22 protein-coding genes are annotated in these 14,165 nt (G+C 62.2%); all 22 read right to left on the reverse strand.

What is annotated here, in order from left to right; all coding sequences use genetic code 11:
• Positions 1 to 10 precede the first annotated feature (10 nt).
• Entirely contained in the window at positions 11 to 316 is a 306-nt protein-coding gene (gene rpsN / locus LZA78_RS13530; RefSeq protein WP_233677457.1) for a 30S ribosomal protein S14, read from the reverse strand.
• An 18-nt stretch (positions 317 to 334) separates the two neighbouring features.
• A complete protein-coding gene (gene rplE / locus LZA78_RS13535; protein ID WP_218630874.1) occupies positions 335 to 892 on the reverse strand; it encodes a 50S ribosomal protein L5 in 558 nt (185 codons plus the stop codon).
• Positions 892 to 1,197, reverse strand: coding sequence for a 50S ribosomal protein L24 (gene rplX / locus LZA78_RS13540; RefSeq protein ID WP_233677458.1), 306 nt, complete (start codon positions 1,195 to 1,197; stop codon positions 892 to 894). Before rplX ends, rplE begins: the two co-directional genes overlap by 1 nt.
• Positions 1,197 to 1,565: a 50S ribosomal protein L14 gene (gene rplN, locus LZA78_RS13545; RefSeq protein WP_022705624.1), complete on the reverse strand. Its 369-nt coding sequence runs from the start codon at positions 1,563 to 1,565 to the stop codon at positions 1,197 to 1,199. The genes rplX and rplN overlap by 1 nt, the downstream gene beginning before the upstream one ends.
• Before the next feature lie 91 nt (positions 1,566 to 1,656).
• Positions 1,657 to 1,890, reverse strand: a complete 234-nt coding sequence (rpsQ, locus tag LZA78_RS13550; RefSeq protein WP_113902045.1) for a 30S ribosomal protein S17 — start codon at positions 1,888 to 1,890, stop codon at positions 1,657 to 1,659.
• A gap of 11 nt (positions 1,891 to 1,901) precedes the next feature.
• Positions 1,902 to 2,102: a 50S ribosomal protein L29 gene (gene rpmC, locus LZA78_RS13555; protein WP_038144431.1), complete on the reverse strand. Its 201-nt coding sequence runs from the start codon at positions 2,100 to 2,102 to the stop codon at positions 1,902 to 1,904.
• Positions 2,103 to 2,284: 182 nt separating this feature from the next.
• Entirely contained in the window at positions 2,285 to 2,698 is a 414-nt protein-coding gene (gene rplP / locus LZA78_RS13560; RefSeq protein ID WP_233677459.1) for a 50S ribosomal protein L16, read from the reverse strand.
• 13 nt (positions 2,699 to 2,711) lie between these two features.
• The gene (rpsC, locus tag LZA78_RS13565; protein ID WP_233677460.1) at positions 2,712 to 3,422 is read right to left on the reverse strand and encodes a 30S ribosomal protein S3; all 711 of its coding nucleotides are present in this window, start codon (positions 3,420 to 3,422) and stop codon (positions 2,712 to 2,714) included.
• On the reverse strand, positions 3,422 to 3,802 hold the full coding sequence (rplV, locus tag LZA78_RS13570; protein WP_218630879.1) for a 50S ribosomal protein L22: 381 nt from the start codon (positions 3,800 to 3,802) through the stop codon (positions 3,422 to 3,424). The genes rpsC and rplV overlap by 1 nt, the downstream gene beginning before the upstream one ends.
• A 5-nt stretch (positions 3,803 to 3,807) precedes the next feature.
• A complete protein-coding gene (gene rpsS / locus LZA78_RS13575) occupies positions 3,808 to 4,086 on the reverse strand; it encodes a 30S ribosomal protein S19 (RefSeq protein WP_218630880.1) in 279 nt (92 codons plus the stop codon).
• 3 nt (positions 4,087 to 4,089) lie between these two features.
• On the reverse strand, positions 4,090 to 4,926 hold the full coding sequence (gene rplB, locus LZA78_RS13580; RefSeq protein WP_218630881.1) for a 50S ribosomal protein L2: 837 nt from the start codon (positions 4,924 to 4,926) through the stop codon (positions 4,090 to 4,092).
• A 141-nt stretch (positions 4,927 to 5,067) separates the two neighbouring features.
• Entirely contained in the window at positions 5,068 to 5,364 is a 297-nt protein-coding gene (locus LZA78_RS13585; protein WP_233677461.1) for a 50S ribosomal protein L23, read from the reverse strand.
• Positions 5,361 to 5,981: a 50S ribosomal protein L4 gene (gene rplD, locus LZA78_RS13590; protein WP_233677462.1), complete on the reverse strand. Its 621-nt coding sequence runs from the start codon at positions 5,979 to 5,981 to the stop codon at positions 5,361 to 5,363. Before rplD ends, LZA78_RS13585 begins: the two co-directional genes overlap by 4 nt.
• Entirely contained in the window at positions 5,978 to 6,697 is a 720-nt protein-coding gene (gene rplC / locus LZA78_RS13595) for a 50S ribosomal protein L3 (protein ID WP_233677463.1), read from the reverse strand. The genes rplD and rplC overlap by 4 nt, the downstream gene beginning before the upstream one ends.
• A gap of 10 nt (positions 6,698 to 6,707) precedes the next feature.
• Positions 6,708 to 7,016: a 30S ribosomal protein S10 gene (gene rpsJ, locus LZA78_RS13600; RefSeq protein WP_013066043.1), complete on the reverse strand. Its 309-nt coding sequence runs from the start codon at positions 7,014 to 7,016 to the stop codon at positions 6,708 to 6,710.
• A gap of 212 nt (positions 7,017 to 7,228) precedes the next feature.
• Positions 7,229 to 8,404 (reverse strand): elongation factor Tu, encoded by a 1,176-nt coding sequence (gene tuf, locus LZA78_RS13605; RefSeq protein WP_233677464.1) that lies wholly within the window; start codon positions 8,402 to 8,404, stop codon positions 7,229 to 7,231.
• A gap of 66 nt (positions 8,405 to 8,470) precedes the next feature.
• A complete protein-coding gene (gene fusA, locus LZA78_RS13610) occupies positions 8,471 to 10,594 on the reverse strand; it encodes an elongation factor G (RefSeq protein WP_233677465.1) in 2,124 nt (707 codons plus the stop codon).
• Between the two features lie 14 nt (positions 10,595 to 10,608).
• Positions 10,609 to 11,079, reverse strand: a complete 471-nt coding sequence (gene rpsG, locus LZA78_RS13615; protein WP_218630889.1) for a 30S ribosomal protein S7 — start codon at positions 11,077 to 11,079, stop codon at positions 10,609 to 10,611.
• 12 nt (positions 11,080 to 11,091) lie between these two features.
• Positions 11,092 to 11,463, reverse strand: a complete 372-nt coding sequence (gene rpsL, locus LZA78_RS13620) for a 30S ribosomal protein S12 (protein ID WP_010399029.1) — start codon at positions 11,461 to 11,463, stop codon at positions 11,092 to 11,094.
• 272 nt (positions 11,464 to 11,735) lie between these two features.
• Complete coding sequence (locus tag LZA78_RS13625) at positions 11,736 to 12,461, reverse strand: phosphatase PAP2 family protein (protein WP_233677466.1); 726 nt, start codon at positions 12,459 to 12,461, stop codon at positions 11,736 to 11,738.
• Complete coding sequence (locus LZA78_RS13630) at positions 12,448 to 13,869, reverse strand: ArnT family glycosyltransferase (protein ID WP_233677467.1); 1,422 nt, start codon at positions 13,867 to 13,869, stop codon at positions 12,448 to 12,450. The genes LZA78_RS13625 and LZA78_RS13630 overlap by 14 nt, the downstream gene beginning before the upstream one ends.
• On the reverse strand, positions 13,859 to 14,164 hold the full coding sequence (locus LZA78_RS13635) for a lipid-A-disaccharide synthase N-terminal domain-containing protein (protein ID WP_233677468.1): 306 nt from the start codon (positions 14,162 to 14,164) through the stop codon (positions 13,859 to 13,861). The genes LZA78_RS13630 and LZA78_RS13635 overlap by 11 nt, the downstream gene beginning before the upstream one ends.
• Between the last annotated feature and the right edge of the window lies 1 nt (position 14,165).

The raw sequence follows: 14,165 nt of genomic DNA on the forward strand, positions 1-14,165 counted from the left end.
CCTGACTCCCTTACCAGCTCGACTTCACCATGCCGGGGATCTGGCCGAACGAGGCCAGTTCGCGCAGCATGATCCGCGAGAGTTTGAGCTTACGGTAGTAAGCGTGGGGACGGCCGGTGAGCTGGCAACGGTTGTGCAGACGCACGGCCGACGAGTTGCGGGGCAGTTCCGCCAGTTTCAGAGACGCCATGAAGCGCTCTTCCATCGGGCGGTCCTGATCGGCGACGATCGCCTTGAGTTCTGCGCGCTTGCCAGCGTACTTGGTCACAAGACGCTGACGCTTCACTTCGCGCGCAACCATGGATTTCTTAGCCATAAGTGTTGTCTCCCGCGATCAAGCGTTGAAGGGCATGTTGAAAGCTTTCAACAGCGCCTTGGCTTCAGCGTCCGATTTCGACGAGGTCACCATGATGATGTCCATGCCGAGAACTTCGTCCACCTTGTCGAAGTCGATTTCCGGGAATACGATGTGCTCTTTGAGGCCCATCGCGAAGTTGCCACGGCCATCGAACGAAGGCTTCACGCCGCGGAAGTCGCGAACGCGCGGCATCGCCACGTTGATCAGGCGGTCCAGGAATTCGTACATGCGGTCGCCACGCAGGGTCACCTTGCAGCCGAGCGGCATTTCCTCACGAACGCGGAAGCCGGCGATCGACTTCTTGGCCTTCGTGGTGACAGCCTTCTGACCGGCGATGAGCGACAGCTCCTCGGCGGCCTGCTTGACCTTCTTGGTGTCCTTGACAGCTTCGCCAACGCCCATGTTGAGAACGATCTTCTCGAGCTTCGGGATCATCATGTCGTTCTTGTAGCCGAACTGCTCTTTCAGAGCGGCGCGGATGGACGAATGATACAGCGCCTTGAGGCGCGGGGTATAGGTCGCTTGATCCAGCATCAGATCGCCTCCCCGGTGGACTTGGCGAAACGCACCTTCTTGCCGTCTTCGAAGCGGAAGCCGACGCGGGTGGCCTTGCCGTTGGCATCAACCAGAGCCAGGTTCGACAGGTCGATCGGCATCGCCTTCGACACGCGGCCGCCCTGGGTGGTCTGGGTTTGACGCTGGTGACGGATGGCGGTGTTCACGCCTTCCACGATCGCCTTGTTGTCCTTGGGCATAACCGAGGTGATTTCACCCTGTTTGCCCTTGTCCTTGCCGGCGAGCACGACGACCTTGTCGCCTTTGCGGAGTTTAGCAGCCATCACAGCACCTCCGGAGCGAGCGAGATGATCTTCATGAAGTTCTTGGCGCGCAGCTCACGCACGACCGGCCCGAAGATACGGGTGCCGACCGGTTCGCCCTGGTTGTTCAGGATGACGGCGGCGTTGCGGTCGAAGCGGATGGCGGTACCATCTTCACGACGGACTTCTTTGGCGGTGCGCACGACGACGGCCTTGCGGACGTCACCTTTCTTCACGCGGCCGCGCGGGATGGCTTCCTTAACGGAAACGACAATGATGTCGCCGACCGACGCATAGCGACGGTGCGAACCACCCAGGACCTTGATGCACTGAACTCGGCGAGCGCCGGAGTTGTCAGCAACATCCAGATTGGTCTGCATCTGGATCATTTGGTTACTCCCGACCTTTGGGGACGCCTATGCAGTTAGCCGCCCCAGGGTTTCGATAAACTGAAAGTTTATCGCCGGGACCTGAGAGAACTCAGGCCTCGACGACGACCTTCCAGCGCTTGGTTTTCGAGATCGGCGCGCACTCTTCGATGCGAACGGTGTCACCGGTCTTGAAAGTGTTTTCCGCATCGTGAGCGCGATATTTCTTCGACTTACGAACGGTTTTTTGCAGCAGCGGGTGCTTGAAGCGGCGCTCGACGAGAACGGTAACGGTCTGGTCGTTCTTGTCCGAAGTCACGACGCCTTGGAGGATACGTTTGGGCATGGAAGGGCTCCTTACTTCGCGGCTTCAGCGGCTTTTTGGTTCAGAACCGTCTTCACGCGGGCAACGTCACGACGGACGGCGCGCATGCGGGCGGTGTTCTCGAGCTGACCGGTGGCCTGCTGGAAGCGGAGGTTGAAGGCTTCCTTCTTGAGCGCGACGAGCTGGTCACGCAGCTCATCAGGCGTTTTCGCCTTGAGTTCTTGGGCGTTCATCCCATGGTCCTTTCTTGGCACCAGAGGGCCCCGAAGGGTGACCCTTTGTCTGGTGGGTTATGTCTGTCCTGCCTGCAGGACCTGCGCGCTCTAACACCGGCGCGCCAATCATGCAAGCGATTCCGAAGAAAAAGTGAACCCCCGGCGACGAGGCCGGGGGTTCGTGTTCTTTCGCGCGGATATTACCAGTCTTCGCGAGCGACGATGCGGGTGGTCACCGGCAGCTTGTTCGCGCCGAGACGCAGGGCCTCGCGGGCGATCACTTCCGAGACACCATCGATCTCGAACATGATGCGGCCCGGTTTGACCTTCGCCGCCCAGAAGTCCACCGAACCCTTACCTTTACCCATGCGGACTTCGGTCGGCTTCGAGGTGACCGGGGTGTCCGGGAAGATACGGATCCAGACGCGGCCCTGACGCTTCATGTGACGAGTGATCGCACGACGCGCAGCTTCGATCTGGCGGGCGGTCACACGCTCCGGCTCGGTCGCCTTGAGGGCGAACGACCCGAAGTTCAGGTTGAAGCCGCCTTTGGCCTCACCGTGAATCCGGCCCTTGTGCAGTTTGCGGAACTTCGTCCGTTTCGGTTGCAGCATCTTTCAGTACTCCTCAGCGCGCGTCACGACGCGGGCCGCGCGGAGCCGGGCCATCCTGGGCCTCGGCGGCCTTGCGGTCGCGTGCTTGCGGATCATGTTCCATGATCTCGCCTTTGAAGATCCAGACTTTCACGCCGATGATCCCGTAGGGGGTCGTCGCTTCGTCCAGGGCGTAGTCGATGTCGGCGCGCAGGGTGTGCAGCGGCACACGGCCTTCACGGTACCACTCGGTACGCGCGATCTCGGCACCGCCCAGACGGCCGGCGACGTTCACGCGGATACCCAGGGCGCCCATGCGCATCGCGTTCTGCACGGCGCGCTTCATGGCACGACGGAACGAGACACGACGCTCGAGCTGCTGGCAGATCGACTCAGCAACAAGCTGGGCGTCCAGCTCGGGCTTGCGGACTTCAACGATGTTGAGGTGCAGTTCCGAGTCGGTGAAGTTCGCCAGCTTCTTGCGCAGGACTTCGATGTCAGCGCCTTTCTTGCCGATGATAACGCCCGGACGCGCAGCGTGAATGGTCACGCGGCACTTCTTGTGCGGACGCTCGATGATGACGCGCGAGATGCCCGCCTGCTTGACTTCCTCGTGGATGAACTCACGCATCTTGAGGTCTTCGAGCAGCAGGTTGCCGTAGTCCTTGCTGTCGGCATACCAGCGGCTGTCCCAGGTGCGGTTGACCTGGAGACGCATCCCAATGGGGTTAACCTTCTGTCCCATTACGCACGCTCCTCGACTTGACGCACCTTGATGGTGATTTCCGAAAACGGCTTCATGATCTTGCCGAAGCGGCCACGCGCACGCGGACGGCCACGCTTCATCACGAGGTTCTTGCCAACCCAGGCTTCGGCGACGACGAGGCTGTCGACGTCCAGACCGTGGTTGTTTTCAGCGTTCGCGATGGCCGACTGCAGGCACTTCTTCACGTCCGCAGCGATCCGCTTGTTCGAGAAGGTCAGATCGGCCAGAGCGCGATCGACTTTCTTGCCGCGGATCAGGGCGGCGACGAGATTCAGTTTCTGCGGCGAGGTGCGAAGCATCTTGGTCTTGGCCATTGCTTCGTTATCCGCCACGCGGCGCGGATTCTGTTCCTTACCCATGGCTCTTACTTCCTCTTGGCTTTCTTGTCGGCAGCGTGCCCGTAGTAGGTACGGGTCGGCGAGTATTCACCGAACTTCTGACCGATCATCTCTTCGGTCACCGCGACCGGGATGTGCTTCTGACCGTTGTAGACCCCAAAGGTGAGGCCCACGAACTGCGGCAGAATGGTGGAGCGACGCGACCAGATCTTGATCACTTCGCCTTTGCCCGACGCGCGCGCTTTTTCCGCTTTCTTCAGCAGATAGGCGTCAACGAAAGGGCCTTTCCAAACAGAACGTGCCATATCTTAACGACCCTTCTTAGCGTGACGCGAACGGAGAATGTACTTGTCCGTTTTCTTGTTCGAGCGGGTGCGCTTGCCCTTGGTGGGCTTGCCCCACGGGGTCACCGGGTGACGGCCACCCGAGGTGCGGCCTTCACCACCGCCATGCGGGTGGTCGATCGGGTTCATCGCGACGCCGCGGACGGTCGGGCGGATGCCCATGTGACGCTTGCGGCCTGCTTTACCGAGGTTCTGGTTCGAGTGATCAGCGTTCGACACGGCACCGATGGTCGCCATGCATTCCTGACGCACCAGACGCAGTTCGCCCGACGAAAGGCGGATCTGCGCGTAGCCACCGTCACGGCCGACGAACTGGGCGTAGGTGCCCGCGGCACGTGCCAGCTGACCGCCCTTGCCGGGCTTCAGTTCGACGTTGTGCACGATCGTACCGATCGGCATGCCCGAGAACGGCATCGCGTTGCCCGGCTTGATGTCCTGCTTCGCGCCCGCGATCACGGTGTCGCCGACAGCCAGACGCTGCGGGGCGAGGATGTAGGCCAACTCGCCGTCCTGGTACTTGACCAGCGCGATGAAGGCGGTGCGGTTCGGGTCGTATTCGATACGCTCGACCGTAGCCGGAACGTCGAATTTGCGACGCTTGAAATCAACGACGCGGTAGAGACGCTTCGCGCCACCACCCTTGTGCCACATCGTGACGCGCCCGGTATTGTTCCGGCCGCCGGTCTTGGTGAGGCCTTCAACGAGGGCCTTGACCGGGCGACCTTTCCAAAGCTCCGAACGGTCGATCAGAACCAGCCCACGCTGGCCCGGCGTCGTCGGTTTATACGACTTGAGTGCCATGCTCTCTGTCTTCCGTTGCTTTGGACCTATAGGTCCGTTTCGTATGGGGCGCCGTAGCTCCCCGCTCACGTTTCAGTTTCCTGAAATCATAAAGCTCGACGGGCCCGGATGGCCGGGCCCGCGAGATTCGTGCGGCTTCTATCAGAGGCCGGTGGAGACGTCGATGGTGTTTCCGTCTTCCAGCGTCACGTAGGCTTTCTTGACGTCCGAGCGCACGCCCGGCTGACCGCGAAAGCGCTTCGTCTTGCCTTTGGTGATGGTGGTGTTGACCGCTTTCACCTTGACGCCAAAGAGAGCCTCGACGGCCTCCTTGATCGCGGGCTTGGTTGCGGTCTTCGCCACCTGGAACACGACCGCGCCATTTTCCGAGGCCATGGTGGCTTTCTCGGTGATGACGGGCTTCACGATCACGTCGTAATGTTCGGGTTTCGCGCTCATTTCAGGCGAGCCTCCAGAGCTTCGACACCGGCCTTCGTGATGACCAGGGTCTCACGCTTGAGGATGTCATAGACGTTGGCGCCCATCGACGGCAGAACGTCGAAGCCTTCGATGTTGCGCGCGGCTTTGAGGAAGTTCTCGTTGACTTCAGCGCCGTCGATCACGAGGACCTTTTTCCAGCCCAGCTCCTTGGCGGCTTTCGCCAGCAGCTTGGTCTTGGCTTCGGCCAGATCGGCAGCTTCCAGAACCACGAGGTTGCCCGCCTGGGCTTTCGCCGAGAGAGCGTGCTTGAGGCCCAGGGCGCGGAACTTCTTCGTCAGGTCATGGGCGTGCGAACGCGGGGTCGGGCCCTTGTACACACCACCGTGACGGAAGATCGGAGCCTTCTTGGAACCGTGACGAGCGCCGCCGGTGCCTTTCTGGCGATAGATCTTCTTGGTCGAGTACGACACGTCCGACTTGCCCAGCACCGAGTGGGTGCCAGCCTGCGCCTTGGCGCGCTGCCAACGGACAACGCGGTGCAGGATGTCGGCGCGCGGCTCGAGGCCGAAGATGTCATCCGACAGTTCGATCGAACCGGCTTTGCCGGCGTCGAGCTTGATCACATCGAGTTTCATGCTTCACCCCCTTCGACCGAAACTTCTTCAGCCGGAGCAGCAGCGCCCTTCAGAGCGGCCGGCATCGGAACGTCCGACGGCAGCGGCTTCTTCACGGCGTCCTTGATGGTGACCCAGCCGCCCTTGGCGCCCGGAACCGAGCCCTTGACGAGGATCAGGCCACGATCGGCGTCGGTCTTGACGACCTGGATGTTCTGGGTGGTCACGCGGACCGCACCCAGATGACCCGCCATCTTCTTGCCCTTGAACACCTTGCCGGGGTCCTGGCACTGGCCGGTCGAACCGTGCGAACGGTGCGAGATCGACACACCGTGCGAGGCACGCAGACCACCGAAGTTGTGGCGCTTCATCGCACCGGCAAAGCCTTTACCGATCGAGGTGCCGGCGATGTCGACGAACTGACCGTTGTTGTAGTGTTCGGCCGAGATCTCGGCGCCCACTTCGATCAGGTTCTCCGGCGACACGCGGAACTCGGCCAGCTTGCGCTTGGGCGCCACGTTCGCTTTCGCGAAGTGGCCGCGCATGGCGGCGGTGGTGCGCTTGGCCTTCGCTTCGCCCGCGCCGAGCTGAACGGCGGTGTAGCCGTCCTTCTCTTCGGTGCGCTGCGCGACGACCTGAAGGTTTTCGAGTTGGAGAACGGTCACAGGAACCTGCTTGCCGTCCTCAAGGAACAGCCGGGTCATGCCCAGCTTCTTGGCGATAACACCAGAACGCATTGTCGCCTCCTTAGACCTTGATCTCGACGTCGACGCCGGCAGCCAGGTCGAGCTTCATCAGCGCGTCCACGGTTTGCGGGGTCGGATCGACGATGTCGAGAAGACGCTTGTGCGTCCGGATTTCCCACTGGTCGCGCGACTTCTTGTCGATGTGCGGACCACGGAGAACCGTGAATTTCTCGATCTTGTTCGGCAGCGGGATCGGCCCGCGAACCTGAGCACCGGTACGCTTGGCGGTGTTCACGATTTCCTGGGTGCTGGCGTCCAGCACGCGGTAATCGAACGCCTTGAGCCGGATGCGGATGTTTTGACCACTCATTTAGTCTTGCCTCTCGCAGGGGCTTTCAGGTTGAGAGGCAGACACCGCCGAATGCGACGCCTGCATCGAACCACAATCTCTTGGAGATCAGGGGCGCTCCCTACGGGTGTTGCCTGAGTCTGTCAAGAGCAAATGGCGCGCCTTTCGGCGCACCATTCAAATTCACTCGCGATGTCGCGGACGGGCCCGTTACAGGCCCGTCAGGACGTCGATCACTCGATGATTTTCGAGACGACGCCAGCGCCGACGGTGCGGCCGCCTTCACGGATAGCGAAGCGCAGCTTCTCTTCCATGGCGATCGGGGCGATCAGTTCGACTTCGAACTTCAGGTTGTCGCCCGGCATCACCATCTCGGTGCCTTCCGGCAGCTTCACGGTGCCGGTGACGTCCGTGGTGCGGAAGTAGAACTGCGGACGGTAGTTCGCGAAGAACGGCGTGTGACGGCCACCTTCCTCTTTCGTGAGGATGTAGGCTTCAGCTTCGAACTTCGTGTGCGGCTTCACCGAACCCGGCTTGCACAGAACCTGACCACGCTCAACGCCGTCACGGTCAACGCCGCGCAGCAGCGCGCCGATGTTGTCGCCAGCTTCACCGCGATCGAGCAGCTTGCGGAACATCTCGACGCCCGTGCAGGTGGTCTTCTTGGTCGCGCGGATACCGACGATCTCGAGTTCGTCGCCCACGTTCACAGCGCCACGCTCAACACGGCCGGTCACAACGGTGCCGCGGCCCGAGATCGAGAACACGTCTTCGATCGGCATCAGGAACGGCTGGTCGACAGCGCGCTCCGGGGTCGGGATGTATTCGTCGACAGCGGCGATCAGCGCGCGGATCGAGTTCTCGCCGATTTCCGGATCACGGCCTTCCATCGCGGCCAGCGCCGAGCCCGTGATGAGCGGAATATCGTCGCCGGGATAGTCGTACGACGACAGCAGTTCGCGGATTTCCATCTCGACGAGCTCGAGGAGTTCCTCGTCGTCGACCTGGTCAACCTTGTTCATGTACACGACCATGTACGGAATGCCGACCTGACGGCCGAGCAGGATGTGCTCGCGCGTCTGCGGCATCGGGCCGTCGGCCGCGTTCACCACCAGGATCGCGCCGTCCATCTGCGCAGCACCCGTGATCATGTTCTTCACGTAGTCGGCGTGGCCGGGGCAGTCGACGTGCGCGTAGTGACGGTTCGCCGATTCATATTCAACGTGGGCCGTCGAGATCGTGATCCCGCGAGCCTTCTCTTCCGGCGCGCCGTCAATCTGGTCGTAAGCCTTGAATTCACCAAAGTACTTGGTGATCGCAGCCGTCAGCGTCGTCTTGCCGTGGTCAACGTGGCCAATCGTGCCGATGTTGACGTGCGGTTTCGTCCGTTCAAACTTTGCCTTTGCCATAATGGCCTCCTGTAGTCCTTAAAACCTGTGGGAAAGGCGCCCGGGTTGCCCCGGACGCCGTCGCCCTTAGGCGTATTTCTTCTGGATTTCGTCCGAGATGTTCTGCGGAACGGCTTCGTAGTGATCGAAGATCATGGTGAAGACCGCGCGGCCCGAGGACATCGAACGCAGGTTGTTGATGTAGCCGAACATGTTCGCCAGCGGCACCATTGCGTTGATCACGTTGGCGTTGCCGCGGGTGTCCTGGCCCTGCACCATGCCGCGACGGCTGGTCAGGTCGCCGATGATGCCGCCGGTGTATTCTTCCGGGGTCACCACTTCGACTTTCATGATCGGTTCGAGCAGCTTCGCACCGGCCTTCTTCAGGCCTTCGCGCATGGCCGCACGGGTCGCGATTTCGAAGGCCAGCACCGACGAGTCGACGTCGTGGAACGCACCGTCAATGAGCGCGACCTTGAAGTCGATAACCGGGAAGCCCGCGAGCGGACCCGAGTCCATGACCGACTTGATGCCCTTTTCGACGCCGGGGATGTATTCCTTCGGCACCGCACCGCCCACGATCTTCGATTCGAACGAGTAGCCCTCGCCCGGCTCGGTCGGGGTGATGATGAGCTTGACGCGCGCGAACTGGCCGGTACCACCGGTCTGTTTCTTGTGCGTGTAGTCGATCTCGGCTTCGCGCGAGATGGTTTCGCGGTAGGCCACCTGCGGAGCACCGATGTTCGCCTCGACCTTGAACTCGCGACGCATACGGTCGACGAGGATGTCGAGGTGAAGTTCGCCCATGCCCTTCATGATGGTCTGGCCCGACTCGAAGTTGGTCTCGACGCGGAACGACGGGTCTTCGGCAGCCAGGCGAGCGAGGGCGAGGCCCATCTTCTCCTGGTCGGCTTTCGACTTCGGCTCGACCGCGATCTCGATAACCGGATCGGGGAAGGTCATGGTTTCCAGAACCACCGGCTTGGAGGCGTCGCACAGCGTGTCGCCCGTGGTGGTTTCTTTCAGACCGGCCAGCGCGATGATGTCGCCAGCGAACGCTTCTTCGATCTCTTCACGGTTGATCGAGTGCATCATCATCATACGACCGATGCGCTCTTTCTTACCTTTGGTCGAGTTCAGGACCGAGTCGCCCTTCTTCATCACGCCCGAGTAGATGCGCGTAAAGGTCAGCGAGCCGACGAAGGGGTCGTTCATGATCTTGAACGCGAGGCCCGAGAAGGGCTCGTCGTCCGTCGCATGACGCTCGATGTTGCGGGTCTCAGACTCGTCGCCCGGGGCGAAGCCGACATATGCCGGAACGTCCAGCGGACCCGGCAGGAAGTCGATCACCGCGTTGAGCAGCGGCTGAACGCCCTTGTTCTTGAAGGCCGAGCCCGCGAGAACCGGGAAGAACGCCATCGCGAGCGTCCCCTTGCGGATCAGCTTGCGCAGGGTCGCCTCGTCGGGCTCGTTGCCCTCGAGGTAGGCTTCCATCGCGTCGTCATCCATTTCGACGGCGAGTTCGACCATCTTGCCGCGCCATTCTTCGGCGAGGTCCTGCAGCTCTTCACGGATCGGCTGACGGGTCCAGCTTGCGCCGAGATCTTCGCCCTTCCAGACCCATTCTTCCATCTTGATCAGGTCGATCTGACCTTCAAGCTGGTCTTCGGCGCCGATCGGGAGCGCAACGGGGCACGGGGTGCCGCCGGTGCGGTCCTTGATCATTTCGACGCACTTGAAGTAGTCCGCGCCAATCTTGTCCATCTTGTTGACGAACACGATCCGCGGAACCTTGTAGCGGTCAGCCTGACGCCACACGGTTTCGGTCTGGGGTTCGACACCGGCGTTGGCGTCGAGCAGGCAGACCGCACCGTCGAGAACCGCCAGCGAACGCTCGACTTCAATGGTGAAGTCCACGTGGCCGGGGGTGTCGATGATGTTGAAGCGGAACTGGGTGTCCGAGGTGCCCTCTTTGGTCGGATCTTCCTGGCGCTGCCAGAAAGTGGTCGTCGCAGCCGAGGTGATGGTGATACCGCGTTCCTGCTCCTGCTCCATCCAGTCCATCGTCGCGGCGCCGTCGTGGACTTCGCCGATCTTGTGGGACTTGCCGGTGTAGTAGAGGATCCGCTCGGTCGTGGTCGTTTTGCCCGCATCGATGTGGGCCATGATCCCGAAGTTGCGGTAGCGGCTCAGCGGATAGGCGCGTGCCATTTTTCGTGCTCCTGTTACCAGCGGTAATGGCTGAACGCTTTGTTCGCGTCGGCCATCTTGTGGGTGTCTTCGCGCTTCTTCACGGCCGAACCGCGCGAGTTCACGGCGTCGAGCAGCTCGCCTGCGAGGCGCTCTTCCATGGTGTTCTCGTTACGGTTCTTGGCGGCAGTGATCAGCCAACGGATGGCCAGCGCTTCGCGGCGGGTCGGGCGAACCTCGACCGGCACCTGGTAGGTCGCACCACCCACACGACGCGAACGCACTTCGACCGAAGGCTTCACGTTGTCGAGGGCTTCGTGGAACACTTCGATCGGCTCGCGCTTGAGCTTGCCTTCGACGCGCTCCAGGGCGCTGTAGACGATGCGTTCGGCGGCCGATTTCTTGCCGTCGATCATCAGGTTGTTCATGAACTTGGTCAGCACGCGATCGCCATACTTGGCGTCCGGCAGAACTTCGCGCTTCTCAGCAGCGTGACGACGAGACATCTGGTGCTCTCCTTATTTCGGACGCTTCGCGCCGTATTTCGAACGACGCTGGCGACGGTCTTTGACGCCTTGGGTATCCAGCACACCGCGCAGGATGTGGTAACGGACACCCGGAAGGTCTTTCACACGGCCGCCGCGGATGAGCACAACGGAGTGCTCCTGCAGGTTGTGCTTTTCGCCCGGGATGTAGGAGATGACCTCGAAGCCGTTCGTCAGGCGCACTTTGGCAACCTTACGCATAGCCGAGTTCGGTTTCTTCGGCGTCGTGGTGTAGACGCGGGTGCAGACGCCGCGCTTCTGCGGGCACGACTGCAGGTGCTGCGACTTCGAGCGCTGCACCTTGGGCTGCCGCGGTTTGCGGATCAGCTGTTGGATGGTAGGCATTCCGGTTCCCCGTATTTGCTCTGTCAATACTCGCAGCCCGGCGGGTGGGACCCAAACTGGACTGCGCCGCTTCTCGACGACGCTCCACGCGGACCGTGAAACGCCAAACCGCACCCTTCCCTGCCAAGCGGCCGGGTCGAATGCGCCTTAATTTCAGAGGATCGAGGGTAAACCCCGGGATAGTGCCGCTGAAATCTGTCGCCCTCGGGACATACTACGCCCGTCGGGTAGCGGCGCTATATGGGGAGTCGCGGGTCTTGTCAACCGCAGGGTCAGGCCCTGTCCTTGCCACCCGCGCGAAACCAGCCAAGGCGCCCGTCGAAGACCGCGTAAAGCAGCCATGCCCCGCTGAGCGTGATCAGCGCCGCGAAGGCCGCGTCCGAGACGAAATGCCGCCCCGTGACAACTCGCTGCGCGAGGATGAAGGCCGGGATGAAGAGGGCCACGACGATGGCATAATTGCCCACCCAACGCTCGATCCGCTCGTTTGATAACCGCCAGATCAGGATCACCAGCGCCAGAGCGACCGCCGCAGACACCTCGCCCGACACGAACGAGCAGTTGCGCGTGCATTGATCGACGAAGCTCCAGGCCGGCGTGAAGGTCAGATCGCCGCCAAACTCAGTCACCGTCGCCGGGCGGGCGCGGCCCGAATAGGCTTTTAGAAAGCCGTTCACCAGCAGGCCGGGCAGCAGCAGATAGAGCGTGAAGACAAAGCCCCAGGCCCGCGCCGACAACCCAAGCACGTTGCGGCGACGTGCAAGGGCGCGCCACATCGCGAAGGGTGACAGGATAAAAACGAGGATTGAGAGATCCCAGATCCTCTGGCGCAGGAACTCCCACGTCGGGTTTCCGATCACGCGAAAGCCGTCCCATGGGTTCCAGAACAGGTTGGACAGCGCGAGATCGACCGAGGGCGCGCCGACAAACAACGCCAGCGCCGCCAGCCATCCGGCCAGCAGCCAGCGCCCCGTCATCTGGTAATCAATCGGCGGCATTCAGACACTCCGCATCCACAAGGTAAGGCGCAACTGCCCGGCTCGACCAGTATCCCGACAGGGAAAAGGCCGCGACCGGGGCAAGGGGCCCCGCCCCACAATCCGGGGCTGCGGCCTGAATTGCAAGGATGCGTGCGGTAAAGCCTTCGGGAAGCGCGTAGTTCTGCTCGTAATAGTGCCGCGCACGGCCCTCGGGGCGCGGGGCATAGATCGGGATACCGCTGTCGCGCCCGGTGTAGAGCAGATCGGCCAGGATATCGCGGTTCGCGGCCAGCACCGGAACACCCTCGGCGCGGGCGAGATCGAGGATCTCGCGGCTCAGCTCGGCCCGGCCGAGATAGCGGCGCAAGAGCGGCTCGCCATCGCGCTCGGGCCAGGGGGCCAGAACGGTCAGCAGCGGGAAGGCCACCACGACGATCAGGTTCAGCGCCAGCGCCACGCGGCGCCAGATCGTCCGCAGGATCATCGCCGCAAGAACCGTCCCCGGGAAATAGGCGGCCACCGCCCAGTTGGCATAGGCCTGCGACAGAAGCGCTTGCACTGTCACCGCGACGAGCGGCGGCAGGCTTAACACCGCCAACGCGCCGCGCACGCTCCGGCGGGCCGTGACGACGCCCCAGATCAGGGCAGCCATGGCGATCGGCCCGAAGACCGCGAACTGGCTGGCCAGAAACTCGGCCATCGAGGCGAAATTCAGCACGGCCCCGCCCCGCACCCAGCCGACATTGTCCATCGTATGCTCGACGGTGGTCAGATCATGGGTGAGGTTCCACAGAACGTTGGGCGAGATCACGGCGCCGAAGGCCAGTGCCGCCAGCAGCGCATTGCGCCAGCCGATGCGGAACTGCGGGGCCAACAGCATAGCGAGCACAAGGCCCGGGATCAGATAGATAGCCGCGTATTTTGCCAGAAACGCCGCGCCCGCGCTCGCCCCGGCCAGTGCGGCGTCAACCGCCCTGCCCCCTTGCGCCGCGCGCAGCCAGAACAGCAGCGCCAGCGCGTAGAACGGCGCCATGATCGTATCGGTCGAAATCAGCAGCGAGCCGACAACCACGAACGGCAACGTGACGTAAAGCACAGCCGCCCAGATCGCGGCGCTCCGGTCTGCAAGCCGCGCCGCGACGGCGCCAAGCACCAGCGCGGTTACCCCGTGCAGCACCGCCCCGGGCATCCGCACCCAGAACGGGCTGTCTGAGCCCGCCAGATCGGTCACCAGCCGGATCACCCAGCCGATCAGCGGCGGTTTGGAATAGTAGCCGAAATCGAGGTTCTGACCCCACAGCCAGTATTGCGATTCATCGACGAACAGGTCGGCCCGGTTGAAGGCCAGCGCCAGAAGCCGCAATCCGGTGATCGCGGCGACGAAGGCAAATGCCGGCCGAAACCAGCCCTGCGCCTCAGACTTCATTGCGGCGCTTGGCATAGATCAGCCAAAGGTTACGCACATAGATCACGACGCCAAGCGCCTGCCCGAGAATGAACACCGGGTCAGCGCGATACATCGCATAGCTGAGCAGCATGACACCCCCGGCCAGCGAGAAATACCAGAACGCCAGCGGGATCACCGAATCCCGCGCGCGTTCCGAGGCGATCCACTGCACCAGAAAGCGCGCGGTAAACATCCCCTGGGCCAGGAAGCCGAAGACCACCCACCAAAGCTCGGTCGTGCTGTCCACGTGCAGAACGGTCATCAGCCAGTGCATG

The organism is Rhodobacter flavimaris, assembly GCF_021378075.1.
In the GTDB taxonomy this organism is placed as follows: Bacteria; Pseudomonadota; Alphaproteobacteria; order Rhodobacterales; family Rhodobacteraceae; genus Rhodobacter; species Rhodobacter flavimaris.